The 22476-nt window shown below is 61.1% G+C and carries 23 protein-coding genes; 16 read left to right on the forward strand and 7 right to left on the reverse strand.

The genetic code is table 11. From position 1 onward, the window contains the following. The first annotated feature begins 57 nt into the window (after positions 1 to 57). The 4 genes from choX (at position 58) to ACSBLW_RS07085 (ending at position 3544) form a co-directional block, all read left to right on the forward strand. On the forward strand, positions 58 to 987 hold the full coding sequence (gene choX / locus ACSBLW_RS07070; RefSeq protein ID WP_435259519.1) for a choline ABC transporter substrate-binding protein: 930 nt from the start codon (positions 58 to 60) through the stop codon (positions 985 to 987). 117 nt (positions 988 to 1104) lie between these two features. Next, on the forward strand, positions 1105 to 1935 hold the full coding sequence (gene choW, locus ACSBLW_RS07075; protein ID WP_435260062.1) for a choline ABC transporter permease subunit: 831 nt from the start codon (positions 1105 to 1107) through the stop codon (positions 1933 to 1935). Further along, on the forward strand, positions 1932 to 2963 hold the full coding sequence (gene choV / locus ACSBLW_RS07080) for a choline ABC transporter ATP-binding protein (protein WP_435259520.1): 1032 nt from the start codon (positions 1932 to 1934) through the stop codon (positions 2961 to 2963). Before choW ends, choV begins: the two co-directional genes overlap by 4 nt. Beyond that, positions 2960 to 3544, forward strand: coding sequence for a peroxidase-related enzyme (locus ACSBLW_RS07085; RefSeq protein WP_435259521.1), 585 nt, complete (start codon positions 2960 to 2962; stop codon positions 3542 to 3544). Before choV ends, ACSBLW_RS07085 begins: the two co-directional genes overlap by 4 nt. A 131-nt stretch (positions 3545 to 3675) precedes the next feature. Here ACSBLW_RS07085 and topA read toward each other — a convergent pair whose 3' ends face one another. Then, positions 3676 to 6369 carry a type I DNA topoisomerase gene (gene topA / locus ACSBLW_RS07090; RefSeq protein WP_435259522.1) on the reverse strand — a complete coding sequence of 898 codons (2694 nt, stop codon included), beginning with the start codon at positions 6367 to 6369 and terminating at the stop codon, positions 3676 to 3678. Between the two features lie 105 nt (positions 6370 to 6474). Further along, on the reverse strand, positions 6475 to 7617 hold the full coding sequence (gene dprA, locus ACSBLW_RS07095; RefSeq protein WP_435259523.1) for a DNA-processing protein DprA: 1143 nt from the start codon (positions 7615 to 7617) through the stop codon (positions 6475 to 6477). Positions 7618 to 7798: 181 nt separating this feature from the next. On the opposite strand from dprA, the gene ACSBLW_RS07100 reads away from it, so the two are divergent. The 5 genes from ACSBLW_RS07100 (at position 7799) to ACSBLW_RS07120 (ending at position 11484) form a co-directional block, all read left to right on the forward strand. Then, entirely contained in the window at positions 7799 to 9073 is a 1275-nt protein-coding gene (locus tag ACSBLW_RS07100) for a 4-aminobutyrate--2-oxoglutarate transaminase (RefSeq protein WP_435259524.1), read from the forward strand. Positions 9074 to 9209: 136 nt separating this feature from the next. Next, on the forward strand, positions 9210 to 9470 hold the full coding sequence (locus tag ACSBLW_RS07105; RefSeq protein WP_435259525.1) for a glycine zipper 2TM domain-containing protein: 261 nt from the start codon (positions 9210 to 9212) through the stop codon (positions 9468 to 9470). 105 nt (positions 9471 to 9575) lie between these two features. Then, positions 9576 to 10343 carry an energy-coupling factor ABC transporter ATP-binding protein gene (locus ACSBLW_RS07110; protein WP_435259526.1) on the forward strand — a complete coding sequence of 256 codons (768 nt, stop codon included), beginning with the start codon at positions 9576 to 9578 and terminating at the stop codon, positions 10341 to 10343. Continuing rightward, complete coding sequence (locus ACSBLW_RS07115) at positions 10318 to 10914, forward strand: CbiQ family ECF transporter T component (RefSeq protein WP_435259527.1); 597 nt, start codon at positions 10318 to 10320, stop codon at positions 10912 to 10914. Before ACSBLW_RS07110 ends, ACSBLW_RS07115 begins: the two co-directional genes overlap by 26 nt. A gap of 27 nt (positions 10915 to 10941) precedes the next feature. Next, complete coding sequence (locus ACSBLW_RS07120; protein ID WP_435259528.1) at positions 10942 to 11484, forward strand: biotin transporter BioY; 543 nt, start codon at positions 10942 to 10944, stop codon at positions 11482 to 11484. Here the strand turns inward: ACSBLW_RS07120 and ACSBLW_RS07125 are convergent. Genes ACSBLW_RS07125 through aroQ form a run of 4 tightly spaced genes read right to left on the reverse strand, consistent with a single transcriptional unit; the run spans position 11481 to position 14938 of the window. Further along, on the reverse strand, positions 11481 to 12557 hold the full coding sequence (locus tag ACSBLW_RS07125) for a thiolase family protein (RefSeq protein WP_435259529.1): 1077 nt from the start codon (positions 12555 to 12557) through the stop codon (positions 11481 to 11483). The genes ACSBLW_RS07120 and ACSBLW_RS07125 overlap by 4 nt on opposite strands. After that, positions 12548 to 13723: an AMP-binding protein gene (locus ACSBLW_RS07130; RefSeq protein WP_435259530.1), complete on the reverse strand. Its 1176-nt coding sequence runs from the start codon at positions 13721 to 13723 to the stop codon at positions 12548 to 12550. Before ACSBLW_RS07130 ends, ACSBLW_RS07125 begins: the two co-directional genes overlap by 10 nt. Positions 13724 to 13730: 7 nt before the next feature. Then, positions 13731 to 14501, reverse strand: coding sequence for an aldolase/citrate lyase family protein (locus tag ACSBLW_RS07135; RefSeq protein ID WP_435259531.1), 771 nt, complete (start codon positions 14499 to 14501; stop codon positions 13731 to 13733). After that, the gene (gene aroQ, locus ACSBLW_RS07140; RefSeq protein ID WP_435259532.1) at positions 14498 to 14938 is read right to left on the reverse strand and encodes a type II 3-dehydroquinate dehydratase; all 441 of its coding nucleotides are present in this window, start codon (positions 14936 to 14938) and stop codon (positions 14498 to 14500) included. Before aroQ ends, ACSBLW_RS07135 begins: the two co-directional genes overlap by 4 nt. Before the next feature lie 150 nt (positions 14939 to 15088). Between aroQ and ACSBLW_RS07145 the strand changes: the two genes are divergently transcribed. Next, a complete protein-coding gene (locus ACSBLW_RS07145) occupies positions 15089 to 15976 on the forward strand; it encodes a hypothetical protein (RefSeq protein WP_435259533.1) in 888 nt (295 codons plus the stop codon). A 58-nt stretch (positions 15977 to 16034) separates the two neighbouring features. Here the strand turns inward: ACSBLW_RS07145 and metF are convergent, their stop codons facing one another. Then, entirely contained in the window at positions 16035 to 16901 is an 867-nt protein-coding gene (metF, locus tag ACSBLW_RS07150; protein ID WP_435259534.1) for a methylenetetrahydrofolate reductase [NAD(P)H], read from the reverse strand. A gap of 86 nt (positions 16902 to 16987) precedes the next feature. Here metF and ACSBLW_RS07155 point away from each other — a divergent pair, with 86 nt between their 5' ends. The 6 genes from ACSBLW_RS07155 (at position 16988) to ACSBLW_RS07180 (ending at position 22470) form a co-directional block, all read left to right on the forward strand. Continuing rightward, positions 16988 to 17896 carry a LysR family transcriptional regulator gene (locus tag ACSBLW_RS07155; protein ID WP_435259535.1) on the forward strand — a complete coding sequence of 303 codons (909 nt, stop codon included), beginning with the start codon at positions 16988 to 16990 and terminating at the stop codon, positions 17894 to 17896. Positions 17897 to 17899: 3 nt separating this feature from the next. Continuing rightward, positions 17900 to 18325: an NUDIX domain-containing protein gene (locus ACSBLW_RS07160; protein ID WP_435259536.1), complete on the forward strand. Its 426-nt coding sequence runs from the start codon at positions 17900 to 17902 to the stop codon at positions 18323 to 18325. 57 nt (positions 18326 to 18382) lie between these two features. Continuing rightward, positions 18383 to 19117 carry a DUF1194 domain-containing protein gene (locus ACSBLW_RS07165; protein ID WP_435259537.1) on the forward strand — a complete coding sequence of 245 codons (735 nt, stop codon included), beginning with the start codon at positions 18383 to 18385 and terminating at the stop codon, positions 19115 to 19117. A gap of 59 nt (positions 19118 to 19176) precedes the next feature. Beyond that, positions 19177 to 19659: a L,D-transpeptidase gene (locus ACSBLW_RS07170; RefSeq protein ID WP_435259538.1), complete on the forward strand. Its 483-nt coding sequence runs from the start codon at positions 19177 to 19179 to the stop codon at positions 19657 to 19659. 198 nt (positions 19660 to 19857) lie between these two features. Then, positions 19858 to 20877: an SH3 domain-containing protein gene (locus ACSBLW_RS07175; protein ID WP_435259539.1), complete on the forward strand. Its 1020-nt coding sequence runs from the start codon at positions 19858 to 19860 to the stop codon at positions 20875 to 20877. Positions 20878 to 21678: 801 nt separating this feature from the next. Beyond that, entirely contained in the window at positions 21679 to 22470 is a 792-nt protein-coding gene (locus ACSBLW_RS07180) for an inositol monophosphatase family protein (RefSeq protein WP_435259540.1), read from the forward strand. Positions 22471 to 22476: the final 6 nt, after the last annotated feature.

Here is a 22476-nt window from a genome sequence, read left to right on the forward strand (position 1 = left end):
TTGTGCTAGCTTGAAGTTTATTGACTCGTCAATCAACAAAAAACCACGGGAGCTTCCATGTCTGTACGTTCTTCCCTTCTGGCTTCGGCCGTCACCTTTGCCCTTGCCGGGTCTGCCTTTGCAGAAGGCTGCGACAAGGTGATCTTCTCGGATGTTGGTTGGACCGACATCACTGCCACCACCGCCGCCACCACTGTGGTTCTGCAGGCGTTGGGATATGAGACAGAAACCAAGGTGCTGTCGGTTCCGGTGACCTACACTGGTCTGGCCGAAGGCGATATCGACGTCTTCCTGGGCAACTGGATGCCCACGATGGAGGCCGATCTTGCCCCCTATCGTGATGCAGGCAAGGTGGACACCGTGCGCACCAATCTGGAAGGCGCAAAGTACACGCTGGCGACCAACGAGGCAGGTGCGGCCCTTGGCATTACCGACTTTGCCAATATCAAGGACGCAAAAGACGCTTTGGAAGGCAAGATCTATGGCATCGAACCGGGCAATGACGGCAACCGCCTGATCATGGACATGATCGCCTCGGGTCCGTTTGGTCTGGACGGCTTTGAAATCGTCGAATCCTCGGAACAGGGGATGCTGGCTGCCGTGGCCAAGGCCGACAAGGCCGGTCAGCCGATCGTGTTCCTTGGCTGGGAACCCCACCCGATGAACGCGAATTTCAAGATGACCTACCTGACCGGCGGTGACGACTACTTTGGCCCGAACCTTGGCGGGGCCGTTGTCGATACCAACACCCGTGCGGGTTATGTTGCGGAATGCCCGAACACCGGCAAACTTCTGCAAAACCTTGCTTTCTCGCTGGCCATGGAAAACGAGATCATGGGCGCGATCTTGAATGATGGCGCTGATCCGGAAGACGCCGCCAAGAGCTGGCTGGCAGCAAATCCCACAGCTTGGGAAGCGTGGCTGGATGGCGTGACGACCAAGGATGGTGGCGACGCCAAGGCGGCCGTGGCTGCTGCGCTGAACTGATCCAGCGCCCTTGATGAAACGGGAAACGGGGGGCTTCGCGCCCCCCGGACAGATTGGCGGAGCCAACCTGTCTCCCCCCGCGGGATATTTTGGCCAAGATAAAGGGGTTTGGCTGTGCTGGACTGGCTAACCGAGACAAAGATTCCGGTCGGTAAAGCGGCCAAAATAATCTTCGATTGGATGAACACGCATCTGGGCGGGCTATTCGATGCGCTTTCCGCGGTGATGGAGGCGATGATTGACGCCATCCTGTGGTGTCTGGATACACCACACCCGCTGGTGATCATCGCGCTTTTCGTGGCCTTTACATGGGGACTGCACCGCAGCTGGAAGCTTTGCCTTGGTGTGGTGCTTGGCTTTCTGTTCATCCTGAACCAAGGCTATTGGGATGAGACGATGGAAAGTCTGACCCTGATCCTTTCGGCCTGCGTGGTCTGCATGGGCGTGGGCGTGCCGATTGGCATTGCAGCCGCGCATCGGCCCAAGCTTTATGCCTGGCTTTCCCCCATTCTTGACCTGATGCAGACCCTTCCCACCTTTGTCTATCTGATCCCGGCGATTGTCTTTTTCGGCCTTGGCATGGTGCCGGGCCTGATTGCCACCGTGATTTTTGTTCTGCCAGCGCCCATTCGACTGACCCATCTTGGCGTGAGTTCTACCCCCGTTTCCCTGACCGAAGCCGCAACCGCCTTTGGGGCAACGCCGCGCCAGTTGTTGTGGAAGGTCGAACTGCCCTATGCACTGCCGCAGATCATGGCCGGATTGAACCAGACCATCATGCTGTCGCTGTCGATGGTGGTGATTGCTGCGCTGGTTGGAGCGAATGGATTGGGCGTTCCGGTCGTGCGGGCGTTGAACAGCGTGAACACGGCGCTTGGGTTTGAATCGGGCTTCATCATCGTCGTTGTGGCCATTCTTTTGGATCGCATGCTGCGGGTGAAATCATGAAGGCAGTCGAGTTCGACAAAGTTTCCATCGTTTTCGGCGACCATCCCGAACGCGCCCTGCCCTTGATGGATGAGGGCAAGAGCCGCGCTGAAATTCAGGCCGCGACCGGTCAGGTTCTGGGGGTGCATGACTGCACGCTTTCGGTCGACGAAGGCGAGATTCTTGTGCTTATGGGGCTTTCGGGTAGCGGCAAATCCACACTTTTGCGCGGCGTGAATGCCTTGAACCCGGTGGTGCGGGGCGAGGTGCGGGTCAGTGACGGCGAGAAGATGATCTCGGTCACCCATGCCAGTTCCGAGACGCTGCGCCGATTGCGGCTGAGCCGGATCGCAATGGTGTTTCAGCAGTTTGGCCTGCTGCCTTGGCGCACGGTGCGCGAAAACGTAGGTCTGGGGCTGGAATTGGCGGGCCTGTCCCCCGCAGACCGCAAGGCGCGGGTCGACAAGCAGTTGGAGCTGGTGAACCTGAGCCAATGGGCGGAGCGCAAGGTGGGTGATCTGTCGGGCGGGATGCAGCAGCGGGTCGGGCTGGCCCGAGCCTTTGTGACCGACGCGCCTATTCTCTTGATGGACGAACCCTTCTCGGCGCTTGACCCGCTGATCCGGGCGAAACTGCAGGACGAGTTGCTGGAGCTTCAGCAAAAGCTGAAACGGACGATCATCTTTGTCAGCCACGATCTGGATGAGGCCTTCAAGATCGGCAACCGGATTGCCCTGATGGAAGGGGGGCGGATCGTGCAATGTGGTACGGCACGAGAGATTATTGCCAACCCCGTCGATGAATATGTGCAGGATTTCGTGGCCCATATGAACCCACTGACGGTCTTGACCGCGCGGGATGTGATGGAGCCGGGCACCTCTGACGCTGCTTCGGTGGATGCGGAGACTCCAGTGAAGGAGATCATGATCCGGATGCGCGATGGGGCGGCAGAGCTTTCGGTCACGGAAGACGGGCGCTGCATTGGCGTGTTGCGCGCACCCTCGGTGATGGGGCGTCTGGTCGACCCGCAAAAGGGAGGCCGTGCATGAGCAAGGCGATCAGCCGCTTTCCGGTGGTCGGGGTCGATACGCTGCCCGAGGATCTTGCGGCGCGGATCAAGGTGATCTCGGACAAGTCCGGCTTTGTGCCCAATGTCTTTCTGGCGATGGCCCACAGGCCCGATGAACTGCGGGCCTTCATGGATTACCACGATGCCCTGATGGAAAAACCGGGCGGGCTGTCAAAGGCCGAGCGCGAGATGATCGTGGTCGCGACCAGTGCTGCGAATGATTGCCAATATTGTGTGGTGGCGCATGGGGCGATTTTGCGGATCCGGGCGAAGAACCCGCAGATTGCCGATCAGGTCGCGGTCAACTGGCGCAAGGCAGACCTGACCCCGAGAGAAGCGGCGATGGTTCAATATGCGATCAAGGTGGCCCTGAAGGCGCAGGAAATCGGGCCCGAGGATCACGCGGCCTTGGTCGCGGCAGGTTTCACGCAGGATGAGATCTGGGATATCGGGGCGATCACGGCGTTTTTCGGCATGTCGAACCGGATTGTGAACATGGCCACGATCCGCCCGAATGACGAGTTCTATTCTTTGGGCCGGGACATCCCGATCAAGGGCTGAAATGAGCGTCCCCGACGGGGACGTTTTAATCACTTGCAAAATCAATATATTAGCGCCTGATCTTTACGGATTTTAAAGGATTGGGCAGCATTCCGGGGGTCGCAAAAGAACGCCCCCCGGTAAGACCAGCCTTACTCCTTTGCTGCCTTTTTGGCCGCAGGCTTCTTGGCGGCGGCTTTTTTCGCCGCTGGCTTCGCGGCTGTCTTTGCCGCGGCCTTCTTTGGCGCGGCTTTCTTCTTGCCGCCCTTTGCCCCCGCCTTTGCGGCGATCAGTTCCAGCGCCTGTTCCAGCGTCACATCCTCGGGCGTGACCTCTTTCGGCAGGGTCGCATTGACCTTTTCCCATTTCACATAGGGGCCATAGCGCCCGGACATGACCTGAATGGCACCACCATCGGGGTGGTCGCCAAGTTCGCGCAATGGTGCGGGCGCGCTGCTGGCACCGCGTCCACGGCTGGCCTTTTGCGCCAAGACCTCGACCGCGCGGTTCATGCCGATGGTAAAGACCTCTTCAACATCGGGAAGGTTCGCATAGACCGCGTTATGTTTGACATAGGGCCCATAGCGGCCGATCCCGGCCTCGACATCGGCGCCGTCCTCGGGGTGGGTGCCGATGTGACGCGGCAAGGACAACAGCTCCAGTGCGCGTTCCAGCGTCAGGCTGTCGGGCGACCAGCCTTTTGGCAGGCTGGCGCGACCCGGCTTTGGGTTCTCTTCGCTGGCCTCGCCACGCTGGACATAGGGCCCAAAGCGGCCCGAACGGACTGAGATGTCGTTGCCATCGTCATCTTGCCCCAGCACCTTGCCATCTGCCGTCACGCCATCTTCGGCACCCGAGATGGGCCTTGTGTAGCGGCATTCCGGATAGTTGCCGCAACCGATGAAGGCCCCGCCGGACCGGGCGGTTTTCAGATGCAAACGGCCCGTTCCGCAGGTTGGGCAGATGCGCGGATCAGACCCGTCTGCGCGGGCGGGGTAAAGATGCGGCGCAAGGAATTCATCAATCTTTTCAAGAACCTCACCAATCCGCAGATCGGCGGTTTCTGCCACCGCGGCCGAGAAGTCGCGCCAGAACCGAGCCAAGACTTCCTTATATTCGCGGTCCCCTGCGGAAACGTCGTCGAGTTCGTTTTCCAGATCGGCGGTGAAATCATATTCCACATAGCGACGGAAGAAGTTGGTCAAAAAGGCGGTGACTAGACGGCCCTTGTCTTCAGGGAAGAGCCGGTTCTTGTCTTTGCGCACATATTCGCGGTCCTGGATCGTGGAGAGGACCGAGGCATAGGTCGATGGGCGACCGATGCCCAATTCTTCCATGCGCTTGACCAAGGTCGCCTCGGTATAGCGCGGCGGCGGCTGGGTAAAACTTTGGTTGCCAAGGATCGCGCCATCGGGGCTGATCACGGCAGATTTTGTGCGCGTCGCGGAAAATGATTTGGAATCAGAGGCTTCTGCGTCGTCTTTCACAGCCTTGGCGAAGGCGGGGCGCAGGGCTTCGGCCTGTGGCTTTGCGGCTTCGCCTTGCATGATCTGCGGCAGACGACCGCCTTCTTCATCTTCGTCGTCGCGGCCTTCGTCATAGACTTTCAGAAAGCCGTCAAAGAGCACGACCTGCCCTGTTGCCCGCATACCGACTTGCCCATCGGCGCTGCCGATATCGACCGTGGTGCGTTCCAGACGGGCGGCGGCCATCTGGCTGGCGATGGTGCGTTTCCAGATCAGATCATAGAGGCGGGCCTGATCGGTTTCGGAAAGTTTCAGCTTTTCCGGAGCCTTGGACATATCAGTCGGGCGAATGCATTCATGCGCTTCCTGCGCATTCTTGGCCTTGTTCTTATACATGCGCGGCGCATCGGGCACATATTCGGCGCCGAACCGGGCCTTGATCGCGTCGCGCGCGGCCATCACCGCCTCGGGCGCCATGTCGATGCCGTCGGTACGCATATAGGTAATGTGACCCGCCTCATAGAGACGCTGGGCCGCGTTCATGCATTGCTTGGCGCCCATGCCGAATTTGCGGCTGGCCTCTTGCTGAAGGGTCGAGGTCATAAAGGGCGGGTGCGGATTGCGGCTGGCGGGCTTTGCCTCGACCGATTGAACAGTCAATGTTCGAGAAGTGACAGCTTTGACCGCCAGTTCGGCCGCCTCGACATTGGAAATGTCGAATTTGTCCAACTTCTTTCCGCCAAGGATTGTCAGCTTGGCTTGATAGTCTTGCCCGCGCGGGGTGGTCAGGGCGGCGGTGACGGTCCAGTATTCGCGGGGACGGAAGGCTTCGATTTCCATCTCGCGTTCAACGATCAGGCGAAGGCAGACCGATTGCACGCGGCCCGCCGAACGCGCACCGGGAAGTTTGCGCCAAAGGACGGGCGAGAGCGTGAAGCCGACGAGGTAATCAAGCGCGCGGCGGGCCAGATAGGCCTCGACCAGCGGCGTGTCGATCTCCCGCGGTTCGGCCATGGCCTTGGTCACGGCATCTTTGGTGATGGCGTTAAAAGTGACGCGGCTGACCTTTTTGCCCTTCTTCAGGCTTGAGGCCAGCGCCTCTTTCAGGTGCCAGGAAATCGCCTCGCCTTCACGGTCAGGGTCGGTTGCAAGGATCAGGGTGTCGTCGGACTTCAGCGCCTCGGCAATGGCGCGGACGTGCTTTTTTGAATCGGCCGCGACCTCCCATGTCATGGCGAAATCATGGTCCGTATCCACCGAACCGTCCTTGGGCGGCAGATCACGGACATGGCCGTAAGAGGCGAGAACGGTGTAGTCCGAACCCAAATATTTGTTGATTGTCTTGGCTTTGGCCGGGGATTCTACAACGACGACTGGCATGAAATTCCCTTTTCCGCGAAAGCCCAACAAGGCGGGGCTACATGTGAGGGAAGTCGTGCGAATGTCAATCCGGCAATCTGCACATGTTGCGAATAGGCTTTTTGGTCAGTCCAGACGGCTGATCAGACCACCGGGCGCGCGGGAAACGCGGCCTTCAAGTTCCAACGTGACCAGTTGGGCGGTGACGGTCGCGGGGGGAAGCGAAAGGTCACGGATCAACTGATCCTCGGCCAAGGGGCTGGGGCCGAGGCGGGACAGGATCTGGTTGTGCAGGGCTGTGATGTCGGCAAGCGGTTTGCGGGCGGGTGTCGGTTCCGGGATTGGCCCATCGCCGGAAAGTGGCTGCGCCGGGAAAGGCAGGACTTTGGCGCCCATCGCCTCCAGCACATCTTGGGCATGGCGCACAAGCGTCGCGCCGTCGCGGATCAGAATGTTGCAGCCCGTGGCGCGGGCATCGAAGGGGTGGCCGGGAACGGCAAACACGTCGCGGCCCTGATCGAGCGCCGTTCGCGCCGTGATCAGGCTTCCAGAGCGGGCCGCAGCCTCGACCACCACGACGGCACGGGACAGACCGGACACGATGCGGTTACGAAGCGGGAAATGCCGGGCTTGCGGTTGCAGACCAGGGCATTGCTCGGACAGAAGGCAGCCCTTTTCTGCGATTTGCGCGGTGAGACCCGCGTTTTCCTCGGGGTAAATAACGTCGATGCCCCCGGCCTGAACGGCAACGGTGCCTGTGGCAAGGGTGGCGGCATGTGCCTCGGCATCAATGCCGCGGGCTAGGCCCGAGACGGTGACCAAACCCGCCTGCCCCAGACCATCGGCCATGCGGCGCGCCATCCGCAGGCCGAGGCTAGAGGCGTTGCGGGCGCCCACCAGAGCCACCATCGGGCGCGACAGGAGCGACACATCGCCCTTCACCCAAAGCGCCGGGGGGGCGTCGGGAAGATCGCAAAGCGCGCTGGGATACTCCGGTTCGCCCCAGGCTATCAGCCTTGCCCCGGCAAGCCGGCCTTCGGCGAGTTCACGGCGCACCACTTCAACCGGACAGGAGGCATAGTTTTCAACGCCCGCAGCGCGGGCCACTTCGGGCAAGGCGGCCAAGGCTGCCGCAACCGACCCATGTTCAGCCACCAGACGGTGCCATGTGACCGGGCCAACCCGACGGGAGCGAATGAGACGGAGACAGTCTAGCGGGTCATCGTCCAGGGGTGTGGGGTGGGGTGTGGGTTTGGATGTCTGTCCCATGTCCGCCTCGCCTCATTCGCGATTCCTTTCTGCACCGCTCAGGGTTAACAGGTCATGAATCGGGCCCGGATGACGAAAACATTTCCCCTGCGTCGCTCTGGGACGTTGAAACGCGCGAAAAAGTTTGATCAAATGTCGCCAAAGGCCCCAAGGCGGGGCCGATGCCCACAGGAGCCAGACCATGTTGAACGCCGAAGTCGCCCGTCGCCGGGATGATGCCATCTCTCGCGGGGTGGGGATGATGACCCAGATCTATGCCGACCGCGCGCTGAATGCCGAGGTTTGGGACATCGAGGGCAACCGCTATATCGACTTTGCCGCCGGGATCGCCGTGGTGAACACCGGCCATTGCCATCCCAAGGTGATGGCGGCGGTTGAGGCGCAGATGAAGAAATTCACGCATACCTGCCATCAGGTCATGCCATACGAACCCTATATCCGTCTGGCGGAACGTCTGAACGCCGCTGTTCCGGGTGATTTCGCCAAGAAGACCATTTTCGTGACCACCGGCGCCGAAGCCTGCGAAAACGCAATCAAGATTGCCCGTGTCGCCACGGGCCGCGATGCGGTGATTGCCTTTGGTGGTGGCTTCCACGGTCGGACCTTCATGGGCATGGCGCTGACCGGCAAGGTCGAGCCCTACAAGAAGGGCTTTGGCAGCATGATGCCGGGGATTTTCCACGTTCCCTTCCCGATGGATGTGCATGGCATTTCCACCAAGGATGCGATGGCGGGCATTGAAAAGCTGTTCAAGGCCGATCTGGACCCGGCCCGCGTGGCCGCGATCATCTTTGAACCGGTGCAGGGCGAAGGCGGGTTTTATCCGGCTCCGGCCGAACTGGTGAAGGCCATTCGTGCGCTGTGCGACAAGCATGGCATCGTGATGATTGCTGACGAGGTCCAGACTGGTTTCGCCCGCACCGGCAACCTGTTCGCGATGGACGGCTATGATGTGGCGGCTGACCTGACCACGATGGCCAAGGGTCTGGCGGGTGGCTTGCCGCTGGCCGCCGTCACTGGCAAGGCCGAATTGATGGATGCGGCCAATCCGGGCGGTCTGGGCGGCACCTATGCAGGCAACCCGCTTGGCATTGCCGCAGCCCATGCCGTGATGGATGTGATCGAGGAAGAGCAGCTTTGCGCCCGCGCCAATGAACTTGGCAGCCGCCTGAAGCAAAAGCTGGAAAGCTTGCGCGCGACGACGCCGGAAATCAGCGACATTCGCGGCCCCGGCTTCATGGTCGCTGTGGAATTTGCCAACCCATCGACGAAAGAGCCCGATGCGGGCTTTACCGGCCGCGTGCGCATGGAAGCGCAAAAGCGTGGTCTGATTCTCCTGACCTGCGGTGTCTATGGCAACGTGGTACGTTTCCTTGCCCCGATCACCATCCCGGATGCCCATTTCGCAGAGGCTATGGACATTCTGGAGGCCTCGGTGGCGGCAGCCCGCGCATAAGGGCCTTCGGTCGGCGGGTTTTAGCGCGCTCGAGGGTTCCTCGGGCGCGCTTTTCGTTAATTTGATTGGAACCCGGTGCCAAGTTGCGCGTTGCTCTCCCAGTAAACGCCCGCAAGGACACCATCGGAGACACGACATGAAATTGAAACTCGTTGCCATTCCCCTGATCGCCCTGTCGCTGACCGCATGTCAGACTCCAGAGCAGAATGCTGCTGCCGGTGCCCTTGCTGGTGCTGCCGTTGGCGCTGCTGTCTCCTCTGACTCGGACCGCACTCAAGGTGCGTTGATCGGTGCCGCAGTCGGCGTTGCCGCCTCGACCCTGATTGGCCCCGCCCCGTCGGCTGGACAGTGCTATTACCGCGATGCAAGCGGCCGCCGGTTCATCGCCGCCTGCTAAATTGCCTTGAATTTAGGAGACAGGCCGCCCCGTGTTTGGGCGGCCTTTTTCTTTGACCGCGCCCGGTCTTGGCAGGCGAAGTCAGGAGCGGTATGAGCCTTAGCCATGAAAATCATTTCGCGGCAGGGGTTTTCGGCCCCCTCACCTTCGGACGACGATGGCCTGCTGTTGCGGCGGGCTTGCGTGACTTTGGGTGGGAAGGCCGTGTTGCAGGACATCAACCTGCATCTGACCGAGCGGCGGATCGGGATTATCGGGCGCAATGGGTCTGGCAAATCGACTCTGTTGCGCCTGATTGCCGGGCTGATCCCGGCCAGTTCGGGTGAGGTTCGGGTCGACGGGATAGACCCGTCAAAGGATCGCAAGGCTCTGTTGTCGCGCTTGGGCATTCTGTTCCAGAACCCCGATCATCAGATCCTGTTCCCAACCGTGGCCGAGGAGCTGGCCTTTGGTCTGATCCAGCAAGGCCAGACCAAATCCGCGGCGATGGTGGCGGCACGGACCCGTCTGAAGGCCGAGGGCAAAGGTGGCTGGGCGGATCTGTCGATCTCGACACTGAGCCAAGGGCAACGGCACTGGCTGTGCCTTTTGGCGGTGCTGATGATGGAGCCGGACACAATCCTTCTGGACGAACCCTTGGCGGGGCTGGATCTGCCCACTCAGGCGCGGCTGGCGCGGGCCTTTGCGGCCTTGCCGCAGCGGCTGGTGACTATCACGCATGACCCCGATCTGGTGAAAACCGCCGATCGCGTGGTCTGGCTGGAGGCGGGGCGCGTCTTGGCGGAAGGGAAGCCTGACAAGGTCTTGCCGGGGTTCATGGCGGCAATGCATGCCTATGGGTTAGATGATGCTGACGCTGACTTCGCCGGTTGAGACGCATTTGCATCGCGTCGGCGCGCCGGTCAAGCTGGCGGCTCTGGCGCTGTTCACCTTCCTTTTGTTTCTGGCCAAGACGCCGGTGATTCTGTTTCTGGGGCTGGTTCTGGTGGCCTTGCTCTATGCTCCGGGGGGCGTGGCCTTTGCCCGACATGGGCTGCGGATGTTGCGGCCGCTGTGGCCCTTTGTGGCGATTGTCGCTGTCTGGCATGGCTGGACGGGGGACCTGGCGGGCGGCGCGGTGGTCATTTTGCGGATGGTCACGGCGGTGGCTGCGGCCAATCTGGTGACGATGACGACGCGACTGTCGGACATGATTTCGGTGCTGGAAACGATTGCGGTACCACTGACACCGATCTTGCCGCCGCGCAGGCTGGCCTTGGCCATTGCCTTGGTGATCCGATTCATTCCGGTTCTGGGCGAGAAGGTCGAGCAGATTTCGATGGCTTTGCGGGCGCGCAGCGCGCGACGCGCTGGCTGGCGCATTCTAGCCCCGGCGGCTTTGGCGGCACTGGACGATGCCGAGCATGTGGCCGAGGCCTTGCGGGCAAGGGGCGGCGCAGGATAAAAGCCCGCACGCAAACAGGAGAGCCACATGGAACGCAGCCTGACCCACATCGCCCTTTTCGCCGCGCTGATTGCGGTTCTGGGCCTTGTTCCGAAGATTGATCTGGCTGCAGGCGTGCCGATTACGGCGCAATCGCTGGGGATCATGCTATGCGGGACGGTGCTGGGGGCAAAGCGCGGTGCGCTGGCGGTCCTGTTGTTCCTTGGGCTTGTGGCCCTTGGTCTGCCGCTTTTGTCGGGTGGCCGTGGCGGATTGGGTGTTTTTGCCGGGCCTTCGGTCGGCTTCCTGATCGGCTTTCCGATCGCAGCCTTTGTCGCCGGTCTCGTGGTGGAACGGACCACGCTGGTCCCGTTCTGGGCGGCCCTGTGCGGCGCGATTTTCGGCGGCATCGGTGTGATGTATGCCTTTGGCATCCCCGGCATGGCGGTGATGCTGGACAAGACCCTGACCGAGGCCAGCTATCTGGCGATGGCCTTCCTGCCGGGTGATCTGGTCAAGGCCGTGCTGGCGGGCTTTGTGACCCAAGCCATTGCCAAGGCCCGTCCCGGCGCGCTGATGTCGCGCGCCTAAGGGCGTTCGACCACCAGTGCAGACCCGATCCCTCCGGCAGAGGCGATGGCCGCAAGGCCCCTGCCCCGTCGCAGGTCGTGAAAGAGGCGCACCGCAAGGATTGCCCCCGAGGCCCCGATCGGATGACCGCGAGACAGGGCTCCGCCGCCGGGATTGACCGTGGCGGGGTTCAGACCGGCATGGGTGACGCAGGCCATGGCCTGCACGGCATAGGCCTCCATCACCTCGACTTGCGCCAGATCCGCGGCGCCTGTCCCCGAGGCCGTCAAAGCCGCGCGGATCGCTGGCACGGGCGCGAGGCCCGGTTGGCTGGGATCATCCCCCAGCGTCGAGCCTGCCAAGATGCGCAGCGCACCCGCGCGCCACAAATCGTCCGAGGCAACAAGGCAGAAGGCGGCGGCGTCGGCGGCAACCGCCGCTGTGGCCGCCGTGACCGTTCCCGCAATGGGTTTGGCCCGGGCCGCAATCGCAGGCGTGAGCGCCCGTGCAAAGGCATCGCGCCCCTGCCCTGCCAGCGGAACGATCTCGGGCCATGTCGACCGCGCCAACGCCTTTGCATGGCTTTCGATGGCAAACGCCTCTTGCTCCGCCCGCGACAGGCGCTCTACCTCTGCAAGCAGGGCTGCCGCCTCAGCCATATCGGGGTCGCGGTCGGGCCAAGGCGTGAACGGGGCCTGTTCATAGGGCTGCGGCGCCCCGCCATCCGGATCTGTCCTGAACCGCAGGGGGCGACGGGTATAGCTTTCCACCCCGCCTGCCAGAACCAGACGGGCCTGCCCACTGTCGACCAAGGCCCGCGCCAGAAGGATGGCGTCCAATCCCCCGGCGCATTGACGGTCGATGGTCAGGCCCCCCACCTGCTGCGGCAGGCCCGCTGCCAGCGCAATGCGCCGGGCGGGGTTTCCGCCCAGACCAATGGCATTGGAGCAGATCACCTCATCCGGCGCGCCTACGCCCGCATCGGCGAGACAGGCGAGCAGAACCGGCGCGGCCATGTCTTCGACCGAAAGCCGCGCAAAGGCCCCGCCACGGGGCACGACCGCCGTGCGTCTTGCGGAAAGGATCACCGCCATGACGGATGCTCCTGTGCCAAGCGAGCCAAGTCAGTCTTGCCCGAGGGGAGCGTGGGCCAATCTTGCCGCCATATCAGGGATTTGGGGGCAAGAGTTGGGCCCAGTTCGGCCAACAGCGCCGCCTGAATGGTGGGCTCGGCGGTCTGGTCGCCCATCAGGCAGGCGAGCAGCACATGGCCGCGTGCGGCATCGGCGACAGGCAAAATCGCCGCCCGGTCCACGCCGGGAAGGCCCAGAAGAAAGCCCTCGATCTTATCGGGAAAGACGTTGCGGTCAGCGACCGTGACCATACGCCCCTCGCGGCCATACAGGACCAGACCATTCGGGCCCAGTTCGCCAATTTCGCCCACGGTCAGCCAAGCCCCGTCGCGGCGGGCCGAGCCGGGATCCTCGCCTGCATAGGATTGAAACAGATAGGGGCTTTGCACCCAGATCAGGCCGTTCTCCTTCAGACGAAGCTGGACGCCCGGATAGGGCTGGCCCACGGTTTCACCGGTGGCATCGTTTGAGGCAAGCGTGATGAAACTGGTTTCCGCCGCGCCATAAAATTCGTGGATGACCGCCAAAGGGGCGGCGGTAGCGACCAGTGCGCGCAATCCGGCATCCAGCCGCGCCCCTCCGATCACAACTTGGCGCAGGGAAAGCGGCCTGTCTTGGCGCGCGGCCGCAGCCATGACGGGCCGCAACTGCGCAGGCGTTGCGTAAAGGACGTGAATTCCACGGTCGGCCAGAGCCTTCGCCTGCCGGTCTGGGCGCAGGTCTTCCAGCACATGCAGTTCGGCCCCCAGATGCAATGCCTCGATCGCGGCGTAAAGCGCAAGCGAATGCACCAGTTTGCCAAGGACCGCCACGCGCGTACCGGGTGCGATGTCAAAGAGGCCGGCATTGACGGTGAAACTGGCGATCCAACTGGCCTGCGTGCGGATCACCCGGCGTGGGCGGCCCAAAGAGCCGCCCGTCAGCGTCTCAAACGCGCCTTGGCCTGCCTCAATCGCGCCGGCGCCGCCGATGCGGAAGGCGGCTCCCTCTGGCCCGCCCAAGACCGAGGCGAGGGCCGCGCTGCCAATTGCGGGATCTGGAAGGGGGTCAAAGGGCATGAGGCGCGGCTGTTCCTGCCCATCGGGGCCGAACAGTCGTGCCTTTTCATGCCAGCGAAAGCCCTGCATCTGGGGTTTAGGGCGTGGTGTTGAACTGGGCACGCATATTCTTGGCCGCTTGCAGCAGCAAAAGCACGTCCACACCGACAGCGGTAAAGGTGGTGCCCCAAGCGATGCAGTCATGCGCAAAAGCGGGATCTACGGCCAGAATCCCTGCCGGTTTTCCTGCCGCCTTGATGCGGGTGATGGCGTCCTTGATCGCGGCCACGACCTCGGGGTGGCGTGCATTGCCCGGATGCCCCATGCTGGCCGCCAGATCAGACGGGCCGATGAAGATGCCATCGACACCATCGACAGCTGCAATCGCCTCGATCTCGGCCAATGCCTCGACAGTTTCGACCTGAACCAGAAGGCAAAGCTCTTCTTCCGCCCGTGTGGCGTAGTCTGGCACCTGCCCAAAGCGGCTGCCTCGGGTGATCAGGGCAACCCCGCGCATTCCACGCGGCGGATACCGCATGGCTGTGACGGCGGCCTGTGCTTCTTCGGCGTTTTGCACATAAGGGATAAGAAGGGTCTGGGCGCCCAGATCCAGCAGGCGCTTGATCAGAACGATGTCATTGACCGCCGGACGCACGACCGCAGAAACCGGATAGGGCGCCATGGCCTGCATCATGCCCAAGGTGTCTGGCACATCGGTGAGCGCATGTTCTGTGTCGATCACCAGCCAGTCATAGCCGATGGTGGCCAAGAGTTCCGACGTCACTGTCCCAGTGATGGAATTCCAAAGGCCGATTTGCTGCTGTCCCGCAGCGATGGCGCGTTTGAAGCGGTTTTCGGGCAGTTTCATGCGGCCACCAATGTTTTCATTCGGCGCAGGGCCAGAAGGTAGCCTTCGGTGCCAAAGCCCGCGATCACGCCTTCGGCGCGCAGGCTGACATAGGAATGGTGGCGGAAGCTTTCGCGCTTATGGACGTTCGAGATGTGCACTTCCAGCACCGGGCCGTCAAAAGCGTTCAGCGCGTCCAGAATGGCAACCGAGGTATGGGTGAAGGCACCGGGGTTGATGACGATCCCTGCCCCTTCGTCACGGGCCTGATGGATCCAGTCGATGATCTGGCCTTCCCAGTTCGATTGCAGGCAGCGCAGGGTCAGGCCCAGTTCGGTTGCCAATGCCTCGCATTTGGCCTGCACATCGGCCAGCGTTTCGCGGCCGTAGACTTCGGGCTGGCGTTTGCCCAGAAGGTTCAGGTTGGGGCCGTTCAGAAGGTAGATCGGTTTTGTCATGGGCAGATTTCCAATGGTTTGCGGCACGATACTGCCCAAGTCGGGCGCTGGAAACCTCGAAATTTGCGGCGATGCGGGGGCAGGTTTGCCCGACTTGCCCGGATTGTTCCAGCAGCCTAGCTTCGGGGCAAGATGGGAAGGGTAGCTTTGATGGGCGTTCTGGGATGGCAAGCGCTTGGCATGGGCCTTTTGACCGGGTCCATCCTTTGGGGGTTTTCCCTGTGGCGACAGCGGCTGGACCACATCCCTGACCATGCCGAGGGACTGGCGGCGCTGACCTTGGTTGCGACCTGCGCGGGCGGGTTCTGGGGGGCTTTTGCCTGGGCCCCCAATTATCCCTATGCCTTTTCCTGGGCCTTGCCGGGACTGGCCGCAAAGATGCTCGCGGCGGCCGGATGGTCTTTTGCGTTGGCGGCTTTCCTTGCGTTGCGCAAACCGTTTGCGACCCATCTGCGCATGGTGGTGGCAATGCTGTGGGTCTATCTTGCCCCGCTGACGCTGGCCATTCTCACCCAGCATCTGGCGCGCCTTGATTTTGGACGGGCGGTGACTTGGGCCTTTTTTGCCATCGTGCTTGCCTTGCTGTTGGCCAGCTCAGTCACCCTATGGCACCTGCGAAATTTCAAGGAAATGGATGGTCGCCCGGCACCAGCATTAAGGCTTTGTCTTTTGGGGATTGCGGGGGTTTCCGGTGCTTGGGCCTTGGCCCTTTTCCTTTGGCCGAACGGTCCCTTGCCTCTCATCTGGCCGTGGCAGGGCGACCCTCTTACCACGCGCCTCATTGCTTCGATGTTTCTTTCGGTCGCAACCGGCGCATGGATCGCGCGAGCGAGCCGAAGCCTCGCACAAACGGCGCTTTGGGTGACGCTGGCCTATGGGCTGGGCGTGGTGATCGCGGTTCTTGCCCATGCGCTGACAGGGCAAGCGACGGAACGGGGCTATGCCGGAGGGGCGTTTCCCGTGTCTTACATGGTGGTCTGGGGCGGGCTTGGCCTTTGCGCTGCGCTGGCTTTGCTAGCCTCTCGCCCTGCCCGATAAAAAAGAGGCCCCGACCATCACGCGGTGGGACCTCCAGGGAGACAAGGTAAGCTTGTACTCAAGCAACTTTTTCCAAAACGACCTCGGGCTGAATGCCAAGGGCGCGCACAACTTCGCGGGTCAGATTGGGACGGTTCAGCGTGTAAAAATGAAGGTCTTCTGCGCCACCTTCCAGAAGCTTGTCGCAAAGCTGGGTGCAATGGGCCAGCGCGTAAAGTTCTTCGCGGCCATCACGAATGGCGGTTTGGAACGCCTCGTCCAGACGGGCGGGGACTTGCGTGCCGCAACGGCCAGCAAACTTCTTGGCGCCTTCCCAGCTGATGATCGGCAGGATACCCGGGATGATCGGCGCGGTGATGCCCTCTTTGGCGCAAAGATCGCGGAAGCGGAAGAAGGTGTCGGCGTCAAAGAAGAACTGGGTGATTGCCGAAGTGGCACCAGCATCAATCTTGCGCTTCAGCCAACGCACATCGGCCAGCGTATCGGCGGCGTCCGGGTGCGGCTCGGGATAGGCACCGACGCGGATCTTGAACTTGCCGGTTTCAGCCAAGGCTTCTATCAATTCAACCGACGATGCGAAACCCTCGGGATGGGCGGTAAAACGTTCAGCGCCCTTCGGTGCATCGCCACGCAGAGCGACGATTTCGGTCACACCCGCTTCGGCGTAAGACTTAGCAATTTCCAGCGTTTCGACGCGGGTTGCATCGACGCAGGTCAGATGCGCGGCGACGTTCAGGCCATAGTTGCGGTGGATTGTGCCAACGGCGTCATGGGTCAGCTTGCGCGTAGTGCCGCCTGCACCATAGGTGACCGACACGAATTCCGGCTGCATCGGCGCCAGAGCATTCACCGTCTCCCACAGGCGGAACGAAGCGTCCAGCGTCTGTGGCGGAAAGAACTCAAAGCTGATGCGTGGTGTGGTCATGATTTTCTCCTTCGATGACCCCTTGTCGCAGATTCGCGTTTGTGAGACCAATTCATAATCTTCACGATCATCTTGTGGTTAACCTCATGTACATCGAACTTCGCCACCTCCGTACGATCCGCGCCATTCATCAGGCTGGCGGCCTTGCCCGTGCCGCCGAGATGCTGAACATGACCCAATCTGCCCTGTCACATCAGGTAGCGGGGCTGGAAGATCAGGCGGGGATGGAGCTGTTCGTGCGACGGTCCAAGCCCATGCGCCTGTCGGCAGCAGGCCATCGGATGTTGAAGGCTGCCGAACGCATCCTGCCGGAAATCGAATTGATGGAGGAAGAGTTTCGCGCGCTGCGATCGGGCAAAACCGGACGCCTGCATATCGCCATCCAGTGCCACGCCTGTTTCGACTGGCTGTTCCCGGTTTTGGAACTGTTTCGACATGCTTGGCCAGAAGTCGATGTGGATATTCGCGCAGGTCTGGCCTTCGACAGCTTTCCGGCGCTTGCACGGGAAGAGGTGGATCTGGTGATCTCGTCGAACCCCGAGCCCTTGCCCGGCGTCACCTTCAACCCGCTTTTTGACTATCACCCGACCTTTGTCGCCTCGTCCCAGAACCCGCTGGCTCAGAAACAGGTGATCGAGGCTGAGGATTTCCGCGACGAAGTTCTGATCACCTATCCCGTCGGGCGCGACAAGCTGGATGTGTTCACAGAACTCCTGACGCCCGCAAAGGTCGAACCCCGCGCCCAGCGCCCGGTGGAATTGACGGCGGTGATCCTGATGCTGGTCGGGTCAAACCGGGGGGTGGCGGTGCTGCCGGACTGGGTGATCCGCGATGTAAAGCTGAACGCCGACTACGTTACCCGCCCCTTGGGTCCGCAGACGGTGACAAAACGGCTATTCGCGGCCACGCGAGAAGAGGACGTGGCCCGCCCCTATATGGCGCATTTCTTGCGCCTTGCCCGGACAGAACCGGTGAAATTGCAGCGGGGACTGTAGGGAATGCCCAGGCTGATCCAGAAAGTCCTGATCTATGCCACCTCAGCGCGTGGACTTCTGGTATTTTCAGAACCCGAATTTCCCGAAATCGGGTTGCAGGTTCCCGGGGGAACGATGGAAGCGGGCGAATTTCCCTCGTATTCCGCAAAGCGCGAATTCGAAGAAGAAACCGGCCTTTTGGCAGAAGTCTTTCGGTTCTTGGGCCAAACCGAACATCTGAAAACCTATAAGGGCGAAGAACGCTTTTACCGGCGCTTTTATTTTCAAACGCAGCTTTGGGGCGATCTGTCGGAAACTTGGGATCATATCGAACGCTTTCCAAGTGATGGTGCGCCACCGATTTTGTTTCGCTTTGCTTGGATGTCGCCCGAAACCGCGCAAGTGCGGCTTGGCTATGACCACGGCGAGCTGCTGCACCGGCTGAAATGAAATCCTGTTTTGGGACATCGCCGTTTCGGTGTAGCCTTGCGGGACCAAGGTGGTTTCATGCATTTTGCAATCCCGTTTTCACTTGCCCTTTGTTTGTCGGCAGCCCCAGCCGATGCCGCCTGCCGTCTGGCATTGGCCTTGGCGGTGGATGTGTCCCGGTCGGTAGATGCCTCTGATTATGTCATCCAAACCGAAGGCTTGGCACAGGCGCTGACCGACCCTGCGGTCGAGGCCGCGATTTTTGGACTTCCAGGTGATGTGGCCATTCTGGTCTTTCACTGGAGCGGACAGCGCTATCAGGAAATCGTCGCCGATTGGCAGGTTATCAAGACCCCGGACGATCTTCACCGCATGGCCGAACAGATCCGCAGAACGCCCCGTTTTCCGGCAAGCCTGCCAACAGCCTTGGGCGCGGCGTTGCGCTTTGGGCTGGAACAGTTCGAAACAGCTCCGTCTTGCGAAAGACAAGTGCTGGATGTTGCGGGCGATGGGCAGAACAATGACGGCCTACCGCCCCTTCGCGTTTACGCAAAGACCGATTTCGGCAATCTGGTCGTGAACGGGCTGGCCATTGGAGAACATGAATCCGACCTGACGGCGTATTACCGATCGAATGTCATTCGCGGCGACGGGGCCTTTGTCGAAGTGGCGGTAACGCAGGCCGATTACCCCCGGGCCATCCGGCGCAAGTTGATCCGAGAGCTGTCTGACATGCTGTCACAGTCGGTTCCCCCGACGCCTTTCCCGAAAAGACAGGTTTTCCTGACCCTTGTGCCGCATATCAAGCGTTGACAGCAGGCGCCATCGGCGGAACCCTGCTTATATCGCCGATCCGATATTATGAGGACATTATGCGAGCCTTGCTTTTCATCCTGTTTTTATCACTTGGGCTACCCGTTTCAGGCCCAGCCACAGCCGCGCAGGCCATATTGGCGGTCACCGCCGCCACTCAGGCAGAACAGTGGCAGCCGCAGCGAGTTGTCGTGCGGGTGTCCATCTCGCGGCAGGTTTTGGAAGTCCTTCATGAGGGACGAAAGCTTTATGAATGGCCCGTCTCTACCGCTCGTAAGGGAAAGATCACCCCCACTGGCAAATGGAACGGTGCCGAGTGGCTATCAAGGAACCACCGGTCTAGCCTGTATAATGGCGCCCCCATGCCCTATGCGATTTTCTTTAACGGCAATTACGCAATTCACGGCACCAACCAGATCAGCAAGCTTGGCCGCCCCGCTTCGGCAGGTTGCATTCGCCTGCATCCTGATCACGCACGCATCCTGTTCAACATGGTCAAGAGTGAGGGAAAGAAGAATCTGGTCGTTGAAGTCCGGCGATAGGCGGCTTTCTTCCGGCGTTCCTTTTCTTCACAGGCCGATCACGAGACTGTTTCGACTTTTTCGAGGGAAGCTGTCACACTATGTCGAGTCGTAACTCTTAAGGTGATGAGTATGGTATTGATCTCTTTTTATCGGGCAATGGGCCGACAAGGCCTACTGAGGCTCTTGTTAATTGGGCTTTTTCTGGCCGGTTCACTGTTGCCGGCCAGCGCGCAGACGCGGGCCGCTCTTCCCGGAACATGGGAAGTGACAGGACTGGCGAAGGGGGCATTTTTGCCGCTTTACAAGACGCCGAAGGAAAGTCTGAACTTTACCGGCGCGGTCAGAAATGGCGACAAGGTCTTGCACATGGGGTGTACGAAGGTCGCCTCCGTGTCATGGTGCGAAGTGCAGAAAGTGGCCAGCGACAAAGCTCGCGGCTTTATGTCCGAACAGTTTCTGGTCAAATCCTCGGATCCTCCTCCCCCGACAGGCCCTGAATTCCTCTATGTCAAAGGGCTGAAGGAAGGGGACCGGCTGAACGTGCGCCGCGATCCGAACGCCAGCTCGCGCATTCTGGCCACATTGGGCGAAGGCGAAAAGGTCCGCAATCTGGGATGCGAAAAATCCGGAGCTGCGACATGGTGCCGGATCAAATCGACAGAAGGTATTGATGTCACCGGTTGGGTGAACGGCAAGTTCCTGACCGAGACTGCCCCCAAGCCGACCAAACCCCCAAAGCCAACCGATCCCGGCCCCGGCACTGGCGGGACGTGGGAAGTAACCGGTCTTAGAGGCAATGAGGTTCTTCGTCTTTATCAGGGGGCCTCAACCTCTAGCCGGGTCTTGCTTTCCTTGATCAACGGAGACCGCGTTCAGGGCTTGGGCTGCCAAGACATCGCCGGGCGCGCCTGGTGTCGCGTGCGATTCACCGATGGTGTTGATGTCACGGGCTGGGCAGATGCGCGGTACTTCCGCGAGACGAAACCAGCGCCCAAGCCACCGACCACAGAGCCAAGGTTCTGGGTCGTTTCGGGCCTGCGTCCGGGCGACAAGTTGAATGTACGCGACGCGCCGTCGACCACCAGCCGCATCATTGCCAACGCGCCAGAGGGCACGCGTTTTGCGAACCTTGGCTGCCAGACCTATGGCAACAGCCAGTGGTGCCATGTCCGGACGACGCAAGGGCTGGACGTGCAAGGCTATGTTTCAGCGCGCTATCTGGCCCCGTCGCGGTAAAGGCCTGACGTCGACGACGAAATTGCCCGGTGCCTTCTGCGCCGGGCAATTTCATTTCCAATTTGCAGGACCTGCGGTCAGGCCTTCGCGCTTAAGGGCGGCAAGGTATCCACGGGCGATAACGGCCAACGCAATCGCACGCATTCTGTCACAACCAGAGGCGAGCCAGTCTAGCTGACGCATCTCAATCCGGTCGAACGGGGTATCGAAGGGGCACGATCATCCGCAACGGGATCATGTGTCTGGCGGAGGAAAACCGTCATGCAATACTGGCGTCGGGCTGTTCGAGGTTCCAATGGTTGGCGCTTCATGCCCCCCTTCAACCGCTGCCCAAATGCCGACTGAGACTGACATTGTCATATCCCCGCTTAGCAACGCGCAGCCTCGATCAATGGCCCGCGAACTGTATGTGGACCATCCGCTCGAACTCTGCCCGCTAGCGCCGGACGTAAGAGCCCTTTGTCGGGCTGTGCATCCTGAACATTGAGGCCATCGAACACTCATGGACCCGAGCGGCACCTGCCGCTTTCTGCGACGGTCCCACGCCCAAGTTCCCGTCATGGCGATCTCACACATCTCTGCGGCGCGAAATCGGTTGCTGGCCCGGACCGGCTGAGTGATGCCATGACTCAGAAGACAAAGAGTCCTTGGCAGATGAGATCTTTGCCGCGCAAGGCAACTGCCTGAACCGCAGGTTGCGCGCGGAAATGACCGCGCAGGAGAGTTTCCCCCCCTTTCCTTTGCGCCCTCTCCCGTGTAAGTCACCGCCTTTGAACGACCGGACCGGATGGAGACAGCGCAATGCAGGGCAGCGCCAACCTGAACCTGATGATCAAAGCCGCACGCCGCGCAGGCCGCAGCCTTGTGAAAGACTTCCGCGAAGTTGAAAACCTTCAGGTTTCGACCAAGGGTCCGGGCGACTTCGTCTCGAAAGCCGACCAAGAGGCCGAGCGGGTGATCAAGGAAGAGCTGATGGGCGCACGACCCACCTATGGTTGGCTGGGCGAGGAAACCGGTGCCGCCGCCGGGGCCGACCCCACCCGCCGCTGGATTGTCGATCCGCTGGATGGAACCACGAACTTTCTGCACGGTCTGCCGCATTGGGCCGTTTCGATCGCGCTGGAGCACAAGGGCGAGATCATCTCGGCCGTCGTCTATGACCCTGCCAAGGACGAGATGTTCTGGGCGGAAAAGGGTTCGGGCGCATGGCTGAACGATACCCGCCGCATCCGTGTTTCGGGCCGTCGCCACATGCACGAGGCAATTTTTGCGACGGGTGTGCCGTTCGGCGCAAAGAAGACCCTGCCTGCCACGATGAAAGATCTGGCCAAGCTGATGCCAGCTTGCGCCGGGGTGCGCCGCTGGGGTGCAGCTTCGCTGGATTTGGCCTATGTCGCCGCTGGCCGTTATGACGGCTATTGGGAGCGCGAACTGAACGCTTGGGACATCGCAGCCGGCGTGCTTTTGGTCAAAGAAGCAGGCGGCATGGTTTCGGGTCTGCGCGAAGATCAAGACCCGATTGAGGATGGTGCCTTGGTCGCCGGAAACGAAGGCCTGTTCGAGCCCTTCCGCAAAATCCTGCGTGAGGTCTGATCCGCG

Source organism: Thioclava sp. FR2, from assembly GCF_051200875.1.
Classification (GTDB): Bacteria; Pseudomonadota; Alphaproteobacteria; order Rhodobacterales; family Rhodobacteraceae; genus Pseudotabrizicola.